Source organism: Streptomyces sp. NPDC051963 (assembly GCF_044593495.1).
Taxonomy (GTDB): domain Bacteria; phylum Actinomycetota; class Actinomycetes; order Streptomycetales; family Streptomycetaceae; genus Streptomyces.
In genome coordinates this window covers 354,402-370,474 of sequence record NZ_JBIUCC010000010.1, presented here as the reverse complement: position 1 = coordinate 370,474, position 16,073 = coordinate 354,402, and the positions used below count along the sequence as shown (strand labels likewise).

The 16,073-nt window shown below is 69.9% G+C and carries 12 protein-coding genes; 8 read left to right on the top strand and 4 right to left on the bottom strand.

Features of this window, described 5'->3' with window-relative positions; translation table 11 throughout:
- Positions 1-409 precede the first annotated feature (409 nt).
- Together ACIHFB_RS38590 and ptsP are read left to right on the top strand one after the other, a co-directional pair.
- Positions 410-859 carry a PTS glucose transporter subunit IIA gene (locus ACIHFB_RS38590; protein ID WP_365282665.1) on the top strand — a complete coding sequence of 150 codons (450 nt, stop codon included), beginning with the start codon at positions 410-412 and terminating at the stop codon, positions 857-859.
- Between the two features lie 79 nt (positions 860-938).
- A complete protein-coding gene (gene ptsP / locus ACIHFB_RS38585) occupies positions 939-2,609 on the top strand; it encodes a phosphoenolpyruvate--protein phosphotransferase (protein ID WP_400129341.1) in 1,671 nt (556 codons plus the stop codon).
- A 78-nt stretch (positions 2,610-2,687) separates the two neighbouring features.
- On the opposite strand, the gene ACIHFB_RS38580 is transcribed toward ptsP, so the two are convergent.
- Both ACIHFB_RS38580 and ACIHFB_RS38575 read right to left on the bottom strand, forming a co-directional pair.
- Positions 2,688-3,587, bottom strand: a complete 900-nt coding sequence (locus tag ACIHFB_RS38580) for a hypothetical protein (protein ID WP_400129340.1) — start codon at positions 3,585-3,587, stop codon at positions 2,688-2,690.
- Between the two features lie 152 nt (positions 3,588-3,739).
- The gene (locus ACIHFB_RS38575; protein ID WP_400129339.1) at positions 3,740-5,716 is read right to left on the bottom strand and encodes an acetoacetate--CoA ligase; all 1,977 of its coding nucleotides are present in this window, start codon (positions 5,714-5,716) and stop codon (positions 3,740-3,742) included.
- A 213-nt stretch (positions 5,717-5,929) separates the two neighbouring features.
- On the opposite strand from ACIHFB_RS38575, the gene ACIHFB_RS38570 reads away from it, so the two are divergent.
- Positions 5,930-8,296 (top strand): glycoside hydrolase family 31 protein, encoded by a 2,367-nt coding sequence (locus ACIHFB_RS38570; protein ID WP_400129338.1) that lies wholly within the window; start codon positions 5,930-5,932, stop codon positions 8,294-8,296.
- A 2-nt stretch (positions 8,297-8,298) separates the two neighbouring features.
- Here ACIHFB_RS38570 and ACIHFB_RS38565 read toward each other — a convergent pair whose 3' ends face one another.
- Together ACIHFB_RS38565 and ACIHFB_RS38560 are read right to left on the bottom strand one after the other, a co-directional pair.
- On the bottom strand, positions 8,299-8,835 hold the full coding sequence (locus ACIHFB_RS38565) for an NUDIX domain-containing protein (protein WP_365282660.1): 537 nt from the start codon (positions 8,833-8,835) through the stop codon (positions 8,299-8,301).
- A 47-nt stretch (positions 8,836-8,882) separates the two neighbouring features.
- A complete protein-coding gene (locus tag ACIHFB_RS38560; RefSeq protein WP_400129337.1) occupies positions 8,883-9,692 on the bottom strand; it encodes a M15 family metallopeptidase in 810 nt (269 codons plus the stop codon).
- A gap of 256 nt (positions 9,693-9,948) precedes the next feature.
- On the opposite strand from ACIHFB_RS38560, the gene ACIHFB_RS38555 reads away from it, so the two are divergent.
- The 5 genes from ACIHFB_RS38555 to glpK all read left to right on the top strand — a co-directional run bounded on the left by ACIHFB_RS38555 (position 9,949) and on the right by glpK (position 16,014).
- On the top strand, positions 9,949-10,374 hold the full coding sequence (locus tag ACIHFB_RS38555; protein WP_400129348.1) for a Zn-ribbon domain-containing OB-fold protein: 426 nt from the start codon (positions 9,949-9,951) through the stop codon (positions 10,372-10,374).
- A complete protein-coding gene (locus ACIHFB_RS38550) occupies positions 10,371-11,561 on the top strand; it encodes a lipid-transfer protein (protein ID WP_400129336.1) in 1,191 nt (396 codons plus the stop codon). Before ACIHFB_RS38555 ends, ACIHFB_RS38550 begins: the two co-directional genes overlap by 4 nt.
- 212 nt (positions 11,562-11,773) lie before the next feature.
- A complete protein-coding gene (locus tag ACIHFB_RS38545) occupies positions 11,774-13,429 on the top strand; it encodes an EAL domain-containing protein (RefSeq protein ID WP_365282657.1) in 1,656 nt (551 codons plus the stop codon).
- A 325-nt stretch (positions 13,430-13,754) separates the two neighbouring features.
- Complete coding sequence (locus ACIHFB_RS38540; protein WP_365282656.1) at positions 13,755-14,480, top strand: MIP/aquaporin family protein; 726 nt, start codon at positions 13,755-13,757, stop codon at positions 14,478-14,480.
- Between the two features lie 22 nt (positions 14,481-14,502).
- Positions 14,503-16,014: a glycerol kinase GlpK gene (glpK, locus tag ACIHFB_RS38535; RefSeq protein WP_365282655.1), complete on the top strand. Its 1,512-nt coding sequence runs from the start codon at positions 14,503-14,505 to the stop codon at positions 16,012-16,014.
- Positions 16,015-16,073 lie beyond the last annotated feature (59 nt).

Here is a 16,073-nt window from a genome sequence, read left to right as displayed (position 1 = left end):
GCTGTTGAGTTCTCAAGGAACGGACGCTTCCTTTGTACTCACCCGAGAGACTCTCTCGCGGCTTTCCTCCGGGCGCTTCCCTTCGGTGTTTCCAAACTCTATCAGTGTTTTTCCGTCCCTCTGACCACCGTCCCGCAGGCATGCGGAAGGTGACCCCGAGATAGGATCTGACAAGTTGGGTGCTGCCAGGCAAGGACGCTTGGTCGCATCGCTCAGCCTCAAGCAGGAGTACGACTGTACACGCGGCTCCGGAGCGGGCGCAAATCGATTTGTGCTGTGCCCTAAGGCCGCGTACCGGGAGCTCTGGTGCGGAACCGGAACTTCATATGACATACCCTGCTGAACAGTGCGTCGTCCCTGGGACAGACAGTGACGGCCCAAATGAATCTCCACCCCTGGGAGGCTTCCCATGACCACCGTGACGTCCCCTCTTGCCGGACGCGCCATCGGACTGGCAGCTGTGCCGGATCCGGTCTTCTCCGGGGCCATGGTCGGCCCCGGTATGGCGATCGACCCCGTGCGTGAGCCCTCCGAGGCGGTTTCGCCTGTGGACGGAGTGATCGTTTCTCTTCACCCGCACGCCTTTGTCGTCGTCGACGAGCAGGGCCACGGTGTGCTCACCCACCTCGGTATCGACACGGTTCAGCTCAACGGCGAGGGCTTCGAACTGCTCGTGAACAAGGGGGACACCGTGCAGCGCGGGCAGGCCATCGTGCGATGGAACCCGGCCGCTGTCGAGGCTGCCGGCAAGTCCGCCGTGTGTCCGATCGTGGCGCTCGAGGCCACGGCCGAGGCTCTCTCCGACCTCCGTGACAACGGCGATGTGAAGGCCGGCGACAGTCTCTTCCTCTGGAAGTGACGTCAGCGCCGTCCCAGGACGGCAAGTAGGGACAACCACCGCGGCGGCGGGACCCGCCGCACTATCGGAGACGGGTGAGATGGAGACAACGCTGCGAGGCGTCGGCGTGAGCCACGGTGTCGCGATCGGCGAGGTTCGGCACATGGGAACGGCGGTCCTCGAACCGCCCGCCAAGCAGATTCCGGCGGAGGAGGCGGAGCGCGAACAGGGGCGCGCCCGCAAGGCCGTGGAAGCTGTGGCGGCCGACCTGATTGCGCGCGGCAATCTGGCGGGGGGCGAAGCCCAGGCGGTGCTTGAGGCGCAGGCCATGATGGCTCAGGATCCCGAGCTGATGGCGGACGTGGACCGTCGCGTCGCCGTCGGCAGCACGGCCGAGCGTGCGGTGTACGACGCGTTCGCCGCGTATCGCGAGCTGCTGGCGAGTGCCGGTGAGTACCTGGCCGGTCGCGTGGCCGACCTCGACGACGTGCGGAATCGTATCGTCGCCCGGCTGCTCGGGGTGCCGATGCCGGGTGTTCCGGACAGTGACAAGCCGTATGTCCTGGTCGCTCGTGACCTGGCGCCCGCCGATACGGCGTTGCTGGATCCGACGCTCGTCCTCGGTTTCGTCACCGAGGAGGGCGGGCCGACCAGCCACAGCGCCATTCTTGCTCGGGCGCTCGGCGTTCCGGCCGTCGTGGCGCTGCCTGGCGCGGGTGAGCTCGCCGAGGGCACCGTGATCGCCGTGGACGGCAGCACCGGCGACATTTTCGTGAATCCGAGCGACGAGAAGAAGGCCCAGCTCGAGAGCTCGGCCGCCGAGCGCAAGGCGGCGCTTGCCGCCTCGACCGGGCCGGGTGCCACGGCCGATGGTCACAAGGTGCCGTTGCTGGCGAATGTCGGCGGTCCGGCGGACGTGCCGGCCGCTCTCGAGGCGGGAGCCGAGGGCGTCGGTCTCTTCCGTACCGAGTTCCTCTTCCTCGACGACAGCAAGAGTGCGCCGTCGGAGGAGAAGCAAATCGAGGCATACCGGCAGGTGCTCGAGGCGTTCCCCGAGGGGCGCGTCGTCGTACGGGTGCTGGACGCCGGTGCTGACAAGCCGCTGGACTTTCTGACGCCCGCCGACGAGCCCAACCCGGCGCTGGGCGTGCGCGGTCTGCGGACGCTGCTCGACCACCCCGACGTCCTGCGCACGCAGCTGACAGCGCTGGCGAAGGCTTCGGAGGGGCTGCCGGTCTACCTCGAAGTCATGGCCCCGATGGTGGCGGACCGTGCCGACGCCAAGGCGTTCGCGGACGCATGCCGTGCCGCCGGGCTTCGGGCGAAGTTCGGTGCGATGGTCGAGATTCCGTCGGCCGCGTTGCGGGCGCGCTCGGTTCTGCAGGAGGTTGAGTTCCTGTCGCTGGGAACCAATGACCTCGCTCAGTACACCTTCGCTGCCGACCGTCAGGTGGGTGCCGTCTCCCGACTGCAGGATCCCTGGCAGCCCGCGCTGCTCGACCTGGTGGCGCTGTCCGCCGAGGCCGCGAAGGCCGAGGGCAAGAGCTGTGGTGTCTGCGGTGAGGCTGCGTCCGACCCGCTGCTCGCGTGTGTGCTGACCGGTCTGGGGGTCACCTCCCTGTCCATGGGTGCAGCGTCGATTCCTTATGTCCGGGCGACTCTCGCGAAGTACACGCTGGCCCAGTGTGAGCGTGCCGCGGCGGCGGCTCGGGCTGCGGACAGCGCCGATGAGGCGCGCAACGCGGCTCAGGCCGTGCTGTCCGGCGAGTAGTCGGGACCGGGCAGGCTGCCTTCGGCAGGCAGTGCTTGGGGGGCGCCCCGCCTTCGGGTGGGGCGCCCCTTTGCGTGGTCAGTGGTCGTGGCTCGTCGGGTGTCCCTTCCCGCCCTGTCCGAGATCGGGTGGCGTGCAGTAGTCGACGCCGGATTCCGGGGAGATGAGGTCTCCGGACTCGATGTCGGTGCAGTAGGCGTCGAAGACCTCGCCGGCGGTGAGGGGTTCGAGGCCGTCTCCGCGCAGTCGCCAGCCGTAGATGCGGTCGGGCGTGTCTGGTGCGCTGGTCCGCATCACGAGCCCACCCGGGCTTTCGGTGGCGAGGCCGAGGGCCAGGACTGTGGTGAATTCGAGTGCTTCGGCCTCGTCGAGCTGGTTGGTGCCGTCGCGGGCCCCGTCGGTGTGGAGGACGGAGACGAGTGTTTCCGGTGTTCCCGAGACGCTGCAGACGAGGTGGCGGGATCCCGGCTGGGCCGTTTCGAGGATGCGGGCGAGGAGTCCTGCGGCGCGGACGAAGGCCGCACGGCCGAGGTCCTCGCCGCAGGAGGCGCAGGCGCCCAGGCGGGCGAGCAGTGTGGACGCGTACTCCCAAGTGGCCTGGCGTACGGCCTCGTCGATCAGGGTCGGAACGAGGTCGGCGAGGCGCTGGCCTTCGTAGGGAACCGTGGGGCCGGTGGTCGCGAGTTCGGCCGTGAAGCGTGTGCGGCTCGTCGGGACGTCGGGGTCCAGGCCTGTGTCCGCGCAGAAGTCGGCGTACTCCTGCGGGTCGAAGAGGGCCACCGTCGTGTGGTTCCCCTGAGAGGCGCGGGTCTTGAGCAGCGCCTCCACTTGTCGGAGGTAGGTCGTGTGGTCGTCGAAGGTGAAGCTGCGGTAGCGCCGCATGGCGCGGAAGTCGTGCTCGTCGGTCAGCAGACCGATGGTGCCCGCGATTTCGCGGCGCAGGACGCGCCGCATGGTCTGGTGGTCGGTGTGCGCCATGTTTCCCCCTGTACGCAGTCGATCAATGCTCACTCACAGTAACTGTCGGCACTGACAACGGCTTCCGGGCGAGGGGTCCGCGGACCTGTTGGTGCTGGATCATGCAGGTCGGGGCGATCGCGGCGCCGAAGGCCGCGTACGAGGGTTGACGGTCAGGCGCGCTTGTGGGCGAGGTTCTCGTAGAAGTGCAGCAGGTCGAGGTTGTCGATGGAGCCGGGGTTCACGGCCTTCTCCAAGGGGGTGCCCTGGAGGAGGCGTTTGACCGGGACCTCGATGCGCTTGCCGGTCAGGGTGTGCGGGATTCCCGGTACTTCGATGATCTCGTCGGGGACGTGCCGCGGTGAGAGTTGTTCTCGGATGGTCTGCTTGATGCGGTTGAGGAGGGTCTCGTCGAGAGCGGCTCCCGGGACGAGGTGCACGAAGAGGGGCATCCAGTAACCGCCGTCGGGCTGTTCGATGCCGATGACGAGGGATTCCTTGATCTCGGGGAGGCGTTCGACTGCTTCGTAGATGTCGGCCGACCCCATGCGGACGCCTTGGCGGTTGAGCGTCGAGTCGGAGCGGCCGTGGATGACGACGGAGCCGTGGGAGGTGACGGTGATCCAGTCGCCGTGGCGCCACACGCCGGGATACGTGTCGAAGTAGCTGTCGTGGTAGCGGCTGCCGTCAGGGTCGTTCCAGAAGTGGATCGGCATGGAGGGCATGGGGTTGGTGACCACGAGTTCGCCGACCTCGTCGATCAGGGGTTTGCCGCTGGGGTCCCAGGACTGAAGGTCGGTGCCCAGGCCGGGTGCCTGGAGCTCGCCGATGTACACGGGGAGCGTCGGTACCGCGCCTGCGAAGCAGGAGCACACGTCCGTGCCGCCGCTGACGGACGCCATCCACAGGTCGGCCCCGCTCGCTTCGAACTCGTCGTGCAGCCAGCGGAACCCGTCGGGCGGAAGGGGGGATCCGGTGGTCGCGACGCACTGCACCTTGGAGAGGTCGAAGTCGCGTGCCGGGTGCACGTCCGCCTTGCGGCAGGCCATGACGTAGGCGGCCGAGGTGCCGTACAGCGTGGCTTGTGTGCGTTCGGCGATTCGCCACTGGGCGGCGGTGTCCGGGTAGCCGGGGCTTCCGTCGTAGAGCACGATCGTCGTGCCGGTGAGGAGGCCGGACACGAGGAAGTTCCACATCATCCAGCCGGTCGATGTGTACCAGAAGAAGCGGTCGTCGGGGCCGAGGTCACAGTGCAGGCCGAGTTGCTTGAGGTGCTCGACGAGGATGCCGCCCTGGGACTGGACGATGGCCTTGGGGAGGCCGGTGGTGCCGGAGGAGTAGAGCACCCACAGGGGGTGGTCGAACGGCACCTGCTCGAAGACGGGCTCCGTGTCCGCCGCCGTCAGGGCCGACCACTCCAGGGCGCCGTCGGGGGCGGGCGTGCCGAGGACGGGGATGTGGACGACCGCGCGCAGGGTGGGCAGTTCGCGGCGCAGTTCGGCGACGATGTCGCGACGGTCGTGTTCCTTGCCGCCGTAGCGGTAGCCGTCGACGGTGAACAGGACGACCGGTTCGACCTGCTGGAAGCGGTCGAGGACGCTGCGGGCGCCGAAGTCGGGGGCGCAGGACGTCCACACGCCGCCCACGGCGGCCGTGGCGAGGAGGGCGACGACCGCCTGCGGAATGTTCGGGAGGTAGCCGCTGACGCGATCTCCGGGGCGTACGCCGAGGGCGCGCAGTTCGGCGGCGAGGGAGCCGACCTGGCGGCGCAGCTCGGACCACGTGACCGGGCGCGGTTCGTGGGTCTCGTCGACGTGCAGGAGGGCCGGTTCGTCCGCTCGGGTCTCCGCCGCGCGCAGGGCGTGCTCGGCGTAGTTCAGGGTCGCCCCGGGGAACCACTGGGCACCGGGCATCGCACGGTCGCCCAGCACGCGCGCGTACGGGGTGGAGAACCGTACGTCGAACCACTCCGTGACGGCCTTCCAGAAGGTGTCCAGTTCGTCGACGGACCAGCGGTGCAGTGCCGGGTATCCGCCCTCGGACGGGGCTCCGTGGTGCTCGGCCGCCCAGGCCTGGAACTTGGTGACCTGGGCCTGGTCGATGCGTTCGGCATCCGGCTGCCACAGGGGCTGGGGGTTCACGGTCGTCATGGGGCGGCTCCCGGACTGTGCGCGTCGTGTGCGTCTCCCGCGCACGGGCTGGGGTGTGCGCGTGACGCGGCTGACACGGACGATGCCATGTGATCGACTTCTGCACCAGGGCGCGCCCCACATAGTCCGCGTCGTGAAGATGTGCTCCGGCCACGGGTGAACGACAGTTGAACGAGACGCACATGTGGGGCGGTCAATGACAGGGTGAGCAGCATGAACGGTCGTGACCTGGTGCGTTCGGTGAAGGCAGTCGGCTCTGAGGGAGCTGTTCAGAGGTTGCGTACCGTGCGGGCGGCATGGCGCCGTAGGCGAGCCGATGCGGCCGGGCTGCCTGCGCGGGGTGCCGAGCGCGCCCGGGTGCCGGGTGCCGTACAGCATGTGGAGCCCGGTCCCGGGGGCGGTCTGGTCCGCTTCAGCAGGTCCGAGCTGCGGATCACGGTCGCCGCGAACGGCGCCGTCTTCTGGGGCTGGGACGGGGCCGTTCCCGAGCCCTCGTACGCGCTTGGGGGCCGCTGCCCGGAGCCGGACCCCCGGGCGGTGCTGGAACCGGACAAGGACGGCGGCTGGCGGGTCGTGGCCGAGCGGGTGACCGTCGCCGTCTCGCGGCACGGCGCGGTGGAGGTGCGTACGCCCGGTGGGGTGACCCTGCGCCGTGATCTGCCGCCCCGCTGGTGGGAGCCGGTGGGAGGGGGCACGGCGCGCTGGATGCAGCGGTCGGAGGTGACCGCGGACGCGCGATTCTTCGGGCTCGGCGGGCGGGCGTCGGGGCCCCGGCTGCGGGAGGGCACGTACCGGCTGTGGAACACCGACCCCGGACGCGCTTTTGGTCCCGGTGATGATCCGCTGTACATCACGATGCCGGTTCAGCTGGTGGTGGCCGACGCTGCCACGCATCTGGTGTTCCACGACACCTCCTGGGACGGCACGCTGACGCTGCGGGAGGGCGAGGAGGGTGCCGGCTCCGGCCACGACCGGTCGGGGGCGAGCGAACTGCGCATGGACGGAGGTCCGTTGCGCTGCTGGGTGATGGTGGGTACCCCCGCGCGCGTGCTGCTCGCCTGGGCGTCGCTCACCGGGGCACCCGCGCTGCCGCCCACATGGGCACTGGGTCATCATCACGCGCGGTGGGGCTTCGGCAGCGAGCAGGAGGTGCGGCGGATCGTCGCGGGCTATCAGGAGCACGGCCTGCCGCTCGACGCGGTCCATCTGGACATCGACCACTACGACGCCCACCAGGTGTTCACCGTCGACCAAGAGCGCTTCCCCAAACTGCCCCAACTGGCCGAGGACCTGCGGCGCGACGGAATCCGGCTGGTCTCGATCGTCGACCCGGCGGTGAAGGCGGCACCGGGCAACGCCGTGTACGACAGCGGCATGGCCGAGGAGGCGTTCGTACAGGACGCCTCGGGCGGGCTCGTGCGGGGGGTGGCCTGGCCAGGGGAGGCGGTCTACCCGGACTTCACGCACGCGCGCGTGCGTGCCTGGTGGGGCGGTCTCTACGAGGAGCGGTTGGCGCAGGGGTTCACGGGGTTCTGGCACGACATGAACGAGCCCGTGTCGTTCACCGCCTTCGGGGAGTCGACGCTGCCGCGCTCGGCCAGGCACGCCCTCGACGGAGTGGGCGGCGACCATCGGGAGGCGCACAACGTCTACGCGCTGTGCATGGCCCAGGCCGCCTACGAGAGTCTGCGCGCGCTGGCACCCCGGGAGCGGCCCTTCCTGTTCTCCCGCTCGGGATGGGCGGGCATGCAGCGCTACGGGGGGACGTGGTCCGGTGACGTGGCCACAGGCTGGCCCGGGCTGCGGGCCTCACTGGCGCTGGTCATGGGGCTGGGACTGTGCGGGGTGCCGTATTCGGGGCCGGACGTGGGTGGCTTCGACGGCAGTCCGTCGCCGGAGCTGTATCTGCGGTGGTTCCAGCTGGGCGCGTACTTGCCGCTGTTCCGGACGCACGCGAGTCTGCGGGCGGGCCGTAGGGAGCCGTGGGAGTTCGGACCTGAGGTGCTGGAGCACGCGCGCGTGGCACTCGTCGAACGCCGTCGGCTGCTGCCGTACTTCGTCACGCTGGCGCATCTGGCCCGGCGCACGGGAGCGCCCTATGTGCGGCCCCTGTGGTGGGGTGCGCCCGAGGATCGCGCGCTGCGGAACTGTGAGGATGCGTTTCTGCTGGGCGACAGTCTGCTGGTGGCGCCGGTGCTCGGTCCGGGCGCGGACCGACGGGCGGTGCAGCTGCCGCGGGGGCGCTGGTACGACACGGCAACGGAAAAGGCGTACGACGGGCCGGCGCAGGTGCTGATCGACGCTCCCCTGTCACGGATACCCGTACTCGCGCGCGCGGGTGCCGTCGTCCCCGTACGCGGGGACGACGGCGGGCTGGAACTGGAAGTGTGGGCGCCCGCCCGAGGGCGGACGGGGGGCGGGCTGGTCGTGCCGGACCCGGGGGACGGGTGGGACGAGCCGGGGATCGAGCGGTACGTCACCCGCTGGGAGGGCGAGCAGCTGATCGTCGAGCGGGACGGTGAGGGCGGCGGGGGCGCGCCGCCCCACCCGGTGCGCGTACGGGGGCTGGTGGAGGGCTGAGCTCAGATGTAGCGGCCTTCGAACCACGCCCGTGCGGCCACGGTGTGCAGCGGGAAGGCCAGCTCCTCCGGCCTGCGCAGGAGGTGCCAGCCCTCCGTCTCGTCCGTGGCGGTGGACGGCGGGAGAGTACCGGCCGGGCGTTCCGGCAGCAGCCCGAAGAGCAGCAGGTGCCCGTCGGGTGCACTCATCGCGTCGATGAGCCGGACATCGCGGCTCGACGCGTCGATGCCGGTCTCTTCCTTGAGCTCACGCACCACGGCCTGCCGCCAGTCCTCCCGGTCGTCGATGTAACCGCCGGGCAACGCGACGCCCCCGCGCGCGGGGGACACGGTCCGGGTGATGACGACCAGGGCGGTGCCCTTCGTGTCGTACACGGGCTGAAGGGCCACCGCCACCGGCAGCGGGTTGCGATAGGCGACGGTCCCGCAGACCGGACAGGTGCGGGGCCAGCCGGAAATGCCCTCTCCGTAGGGCGTGCCGCAGCTCGAACAGTGTGAGTCGGGCGCGGAGTTGGGGACGGAGGTTTGATTCTCGGACACGCGGCGGACTGTATCCGATCACGGAGAGGGCGTCTCTCGGGGGCCGGTCAAGGTCTCCCGGCGAGGGACTTCCAGGACACGGGGAAGTCGAAGTAGGTGTCCGGGAAGGGCTCGGGCTTGTAGGTGAAGTGCCACCACTCCTCGGCCAGGTTCACGAAGCCGAGCTTCTCCAGGGTGCCCTTGAGCAGCAGCCGGTGGGTGCGCTGTTCGCCCTGGATACGCGGGTCGAGGGTATGGGAGAGGGTGTCGAAGCAGTCGAACCCGGTGCCCATGTCGACGGAGTTGTCGGGGAAGCGCTCGTCCTGGGGCGCGTAGCAGGGCACCAGCGGTTCTCCGGGCCGGTAGGGCCGGGTCGGCTTCGCCGGGAGCGGGACGATGGTGAGGTCGACGGTCGAGCCGCGGCTGTGGCCGGATTTCTCGGCGATGTAACCGTCCGCGAACAGCCGGGTCTTGTCGACCTTCGGGTAGAACTCGTCCTTCATCGCCTGGTCGTCGAGGTCTTCGGCCCAGCGGACGAAGTGGTCCACGGCGCGCTGCGGCCGGTAGCAGTCGTACACCTTCAGGGTGTAGCCCTGGCGCAGCAGCGAGAGCTGCGCGGTGTGGAGGGCCTGGGCGGCGGGTCGGGTGAGGATGCACAGGGGCTGGTCGTAGCCGTCGATCGGCTCGCCTACGAAGTTGTGCGGAGTGAAGTAGCGCATCTCCTGGACGATCGTGGGATCGACGGCTCTCAGGGCCACGAAGTCCCTGGGTGCCTTCGGCTCGGTTGCCGCCCGGGCGGTGGCGGAGGCGGCGGTCAGGGTGAGCAGGGCGGCGATCGAGGTGACCAGTACGCGGAGCGCGGCGGGCAATCGTGTCATGTCTCCTGCATCTATCAGGAGTTCGTTCCGCCGGGGAAGCGATCGGATGCACTCGCACGCGTTCGAGTGATGCGGACAGAGGGACGGCCGGAGCCACCCCCGTGGGCCCCGGCCGTCTCTACCGATACGACGACGCCGCAAGGGCCCGTTTGGTTCTGCTAAGAGGCCCTGCTCATTTACGGTTGCCCGTGGCACACTTCTGACGTTCCGTCAGATCACCTGTCGGGGAGGGCTCATGTCACGTACACGCACACCCGTGGTCGAGCGATGGTTCACCGGCGACGGGGACGACTTCAGGCTCCTCGGTACCCGCTGCGCGGCCTGTACCTCGGTCTTCTTTCCACGCGAGGACTCGCATTGCCGCAACCCAGGGTGTCCGGGTGGCGATCTGGAAGAGGTTCCGCTGTCGCGGCGGGGGCGTGTCTGGTCGTACACGGACAGCCGCTACCGGCCTCCGTCACCGTATGTGACTGATCCGGAACTTCCGTGGGAACCGTACGCGTTGATCGCTGTGGAGCTGGAGGCCGAGCGGTTGGTGGTGCTGGGACAGGCGGTTCCGGGGGTCACCGTCGCCGATCTGACGGTGGGCATGGTGGTGGAGGTGGTCCAGGGCGTGCTGCACGAGGACGCGGAGACGGTCTGGACGACCTGGCAGTGGCGGCCGAGGGGGGAGACGGCATGACGGGAGAGGTTGCGGTGCTCGGCGCGGGCATGCACCCCTGGGGCAAGTGGGGGCACAGCTTCGTCGAATACGGGACGGCGGCAGCCAGAGCGGCGCTCGCCGACGCGGGACTGGAGTGGCGGGAGGTCGACTCGATCGTCGGCGCGGACACCGTGCGCAGCGGGTATCCGGGCTATGTGGCGGGGGCGACGTTCGCGAAGGCGCTGGGCTGGCAGGGGGCCCGGGTGGCGAGCGTGTACGCGGCGTGCGCTTCGGGGGCGCAGGCCGTCAACACCGCGCGGGCGCAGATCCTTTCCGGACTCGCGGACGTGGTGCTCGTGGTCGGCGCCGATGCCGCACCCAAGGGGTTCTTCCGGCCCGCGGGCGGCGACCGGCCGGACGACCCCGACTGGCTGCGCTTCCGGGTCCTGGGCGCGACCAACCCGACGTACTTCGGGCTCTACGCGCGCCGACGGATGGCCCTGCACGGGGACACACTGGCGGACTTCGCACAGGTCAAGGTGAAGAACGCGGCGCAGGGGGCGCTCAATCCGTGCGCGCGCTACCGCAAGCGGGTCACCGCGGAGGAGGTCGCCGCCTCCGCCGTCGTCGCCGATCCGCTGCGACTGCTGGACATCTGCGCCACCTCGGACGGAGGGGCGGCTCTGGTGCTGTGCAGCCTGGAGTTCGCGCGTCGGCACGGGGTGGCGGCTCCGGTGCGGATCCGGGCGGTGTCCACGGTGACGCCGCGCTATCCGAACACCGTGCTGGACCTGCCGGACATCGCGACGGACTCGGCGGTCGCCGTGGAACCCGCCGCGGAGCCGTTCCGCGCGTCGATCGCACGGGCCGCGTACGAGGAGGCCGGCATCGGACCCGAGGACCTCTCCCTCGCCGAGGTCTACGACCTGTCCACCGCCCTGGAGTTGCAGTGGTACGAGGATCTGGGGCTGTGCGGCGAGGGCGAGGCCGCGAAGCTGCTGCGGGAGGGCGCGACGGCGCTCGGCGGGCGCATACCCGTGAACGCCAGTGGAGGGCTGGCCTCCTTCGGGGAGGCGGTTCCCGCTCAGGCGATCGCCCAAGTCTGCGAGCTGACCTGGCAGTTGCGAGGGGAGGCGGGCGCCCGGCAGGTGGCCGGAGCACAGGTCGGGCTCACGGCGAACCAGGGACTTTTCAGCCACGGGTCGGCGGTGGTCGCGGTGCGGTGACGCGCGCGCCGTTCGGCGAACGCGGCACAACGGTCGTACGAACGCGAACTCGCCGTCGCACGACGGCGGAACATCCGCCGGACAACCGCGACACCTCCGTCATATGTCCAAAAGCCCCGAGGGTTGCACACGCTGCGTGATCGGCCCGGAATCCTGCGTGAACGTCTTATGAACTGGGCTCGGGCGCGCGCTGAGGGCGTCATCATGCTCCCGTGAGCTCCTGGACGGATACTCTCCGCTTCGCCTTCCAGCCGGTGGTCAATCTGACGACCGGCGGAGTCGCGGGGCTGGAGATACTCGCCCGTCCGGAGAGTGGAGACATCCTGGCCCAGGCGCGTCGCGATCCCGAACTCGACGGGAAACTGGCCGTGTTGGCGGTCCGCGCGGCGGCACGCAAGGAGACGATGCTGCCGCTGCACGTCAACGTCTTCGCGGGCACCCTCGCCGATCTCGGCGGCCTCACCCCGCTGCATGCCGCCGTGCGTGAGGCGGGGAGGTTGCCGTGGGAGGTCACCGTCGATGTCGTCCCGCCGTACACGCACGTGCCGCACCAGGCGCTTCTGGAGGCGGTGGGCTCGCTACGGGGCCAGGGCTTCCGGATCAGTGCGGACGGCGTCGGGGACGGGGACGTACCGCTGCGGCTGCTCACCGATCTCGCGCCGGACCTGCTGAAGCTCGACGCGTCGCTGCTGACCCGGCCGGCGGCGGTGCGGGCGATGCGGACACTGTGCGAGGAACTGGGCGCGCTGCTGTCGGTGGAAGGTGTGGAGACCGAGCTTCAGTGCGCGGCGGCGCTGTCGGCCGGTGCGCAGTTGGCACAGGGCGAGTTGTTCGCGCCGCCGACCCGGCTGCCCGCCGCGGATGTATACGTTCCGCCCCTCTCCCCCGGCGCCATGGCGACGCCGCCGTCGGGCCCGTCCGTGCGTGAGTTCGTGCGGCCCGCGGCTCTGCTGCCCGCCACGGCGTCCGCCGGTCAGGTGCGGGCGCTGCTGACCGGATCGCCGGACGTGTCCGGGGTGGTGCTCGTGGACCGGGACGGAGTGCCCGTCCGCTCACTGCACCGGTCCCGCTTCCTGCTGTCGATGTCGGGGCGCTACGGCCATGCCCTGTACGCCGACCGGCCCGCGGCCAAGCTGGGCGACCTGCCGCGGACGGTGGGCGTCGACGCGACCGCCTGGGAGGTCCTGGACGTGGTCGCGGTCGGCGGCAGCGACCGCACGTCGGACGATGTGGCCGTTGTCGACAGGTACGGCCGCTGTGTGGGCGTCGTACGCCTCGCCGACCTGGTGCGGGCGCTGGCCGAGACCCGGGTCGAGGAAGCGGCGTCGCTCAATCCGCTGACCCGGCTGCCCGGTTCGGACTCGATCACCGGCGAGGTGGACCGGCGGATCGCGGACGGGCGGACCTTCGCGCTGAGTTGGCTGGATGTCGACCACTTCAAGCTGGTGAACGACGGGGCGGGGTTCGCGGCGGGCGACGAGCTGATCCGATCGGTGGGGCGGGCACTCCAGCACGCCGCGTCCGGCAGCACCACCCAGGTGGGCCACATCGGCGGGGACGACTTCCTGGTGCTCGCGGATCCGGAGGGGCTGGATCCGCTGGCCGCCTCCGTGTTGGACGCGCCCTGGTCCGCGGGCGGGCTCGCCGTCACCCTGTCCCTGGCCACGGTCCTGTGCGTGCCGGGCAGCGTCACGGACCACCGGCAGGCGTCCGCGTGGCTGGCGCCGTTGAAGAAGGCCGCGAAATCGTTGTCCGGGGCGAGTTGGGTGCTGGGCCGCGCAGGTCTGCCGGGGCACGAAATCCGCCGTGGGTCAGGGGCCGGGCTCCCTCCGGCGGAGTGGGCGGTGGTGGAGCCCGGGAGGGGCTGAGGGGCACGTCGGCTTCGGTCCCGCTCCTCACCGTGGCTCACAACCGTTGCTGTCGACGACCTTGACGCTCTCTGAGTGCCGGTGAAAACTTCCCGGTGTCAGTCGACATCGCCGTACATTCTCGGCGTATCCAGGCACTGCGCCGCGCGGGCCCCGTCTGAGCCAAGGGCTGTTCCCCCACGGGCGATTCGGCTGCGACGGCACGCTCGTCACGGACGCCGGGCGGGGCGCGGGGACCTCCCTGCCCTCGGCTGTTCGCCAAGGGAACCGCACCCTGCACGGAGGACCGGGGCCGATCGTCCCGGGCCAGGGCCTAGGAGCCGCCATGAGCAACGCAGACATATTCGTCGGCGAAGTCATCGGTACAGCGATCCTGATTCTCTTCGGCGCCGGAGTGGTCGCCGCCGTCGTACTGAACTACTCCAAGGCGAAGGACGCCGGCTGGGTCGTCATCGCCTTCGGCTGGGGCTTCGGCGTGCTGGCCGGGGCGTACACCGCCGCCCCGCTGTCCGGCGGGCACCTCAATCCGGCCGTGACCCTCGGGATCGCCATCGACACCGGGGAATGGGACAAGGTCCACATCTATGTCGCCGGTCAGATGGTCGGCGCCTTCCTCGGCGCGATCCTGTGCTGGCTCGTCTATTTCGCGCAGTTCCAGGCCAACGCCGAGGAGGACAAGGCGCAGCCGACGCTCGGGGTCTTCTCCACCGCGCCGGCGATCCGCAATCCCGTGGCCAACCTCATCACCGAGATCATCGCCACCATCGGTCTCGTGCTGCCGATCCTGGCCTTCGGCCTGACCGAGGGGCTCGGCGAGTCCGGCACGGCGATTCTGATCGTCTCGTTCCTGGTGGTCGGCATCGGTCTGTCGCTCGGCGGTCCCACCGGGTACGCCATCAACCCGGCCCGTGACCTGGGCCCGCGCATCGCCCACGCGCTGCTCCCGATCCCCAACAAGGGCACCTCGGACTGGGGTTACGCGTGGATTCCGGTAGTGGGACCGCTGATCGGCGGGGCGCTGTCCGGGGTCATCTTCAACGCAGCGTTCTGAAGGATCCGACGAAGGGGACGTCATGACGGACAAGTTCGTCGCCGCAATCGACCAGGGCACCACCTCGAGCCGCTGCATCATCTTCAACCAGGACGGCGCGATCGTCGCCGTCGACCAGCGCGAGCATCGCCAGATCTTCCCCAAGCCCGGCTGGGTGGAGCACGACGCCACCGAGATCTGGTCCAAGGTGCAGGCGGTGGTCGCCGGGGCGATCGCGAAGGCCGGGCTGCGCGCCGACCAGCTGAGCGCGCTCGGCATCACCAACCAGCGGGAGACCACGGTCCTGTGGGACCGGGCGACGGGCAAGCCCGTGCACAACGCCATCGTCTGGCAGGACACGCGGACCGCGGCGCTGTGCAACCAACTCGGCGGCTCGGACGGGCAGGACCGTTTCCGCGAACAGACCGGGCTCCCGCTGGCCAGCTACTTCTCCGGGCCGAAAGCAGCCTGGCTGCTGGACAACGTGCCGGGGCTGCGCGCGCGTGCGGAACGCGGCGAGATCGCCTTCGGCACCATCGACTCCTGGCTGATCTGGAACCTCACCGGCGGCACCGACGGCGGACAGCACGTCACCGACGTCACCAACGCCGGACGCACGATGCTGATGAACCTGGAGACCCTCCAGTGGGACGCCTCCATCCTTGCCGCGATGAACGTGCCCGAGGCCGTCCTGCCCGAGATCAGGTCGTCCGCCGAGGTGTACGGAACCGCTGTCGGGCAGCTCTCCGGCGTCCCCGTCGCCTCGGCGCTGGGCGACCAGCAGGCGGCCGTCTTCGGCCAGGCCTGCTACGACGTCGGTACCGCGAAGAACACGTACGGCACGGGCAGCTTCCTGCTACTCAACACCGGCAACCGGCCGGTGCCTTCGAAGAGCGGACTGCTGACGACGATGGGGTACAAGATCGGCAGTGAGGCGCCCGTCTACTGCCTGGAGGGATCCATTGCGATAACGGGTGCGCTCGTGCAGTGGTTCCGCGACCAGCTCGGCATCATCCGCAACGCCGACGAGATCGAGACCCTGGCGGCGAGTGTCGACGACAACGGGGGCGCGTACATCGTGCCGGCGTTCTCCGGCCTGTTCGCGCCGTACTGGCGCTCCGACGCGCGCGGTGTGGTCACCGGGCTCACCAGGTACGTCACGAAGGGGCACCTCGCGCGCGCGGTGCTGGAGGCGACGAGCTGGCAGACGCGGGAGGTCGTGGACGCCATGTTCCAGGACTCCGGGGTGCACATCACGACCCTGAAGGTGGACGGCGGCATGACCAAGAACAATCTGCTGATGCAGCACCAGGCGGATGTGCTCGGCGTGCCCGTGATCCGGCCCAAGGTCTCGGAGACGACCTGCCTGGGCGCCGCGTACGCAGCCGGGCTCGCCACCGGGGTGTGGAACGACCTCGACGAGCTCAAGTCGCACTGGCAGAAGGACGTCGAGTGGACTCCGGCCATGGAGGCGTCGGTACGGGACCGTGAGTACCACAACTGGCGCAAGGCCGTGGAGAAGAGCTTCGGCTGGCTGGAGGAGGGCGAGGGCTAGACACGCGCGCGTGCGTATCGCCAGGGACACGCGCGCGTGCGTGACCCCGCGAACTGCGG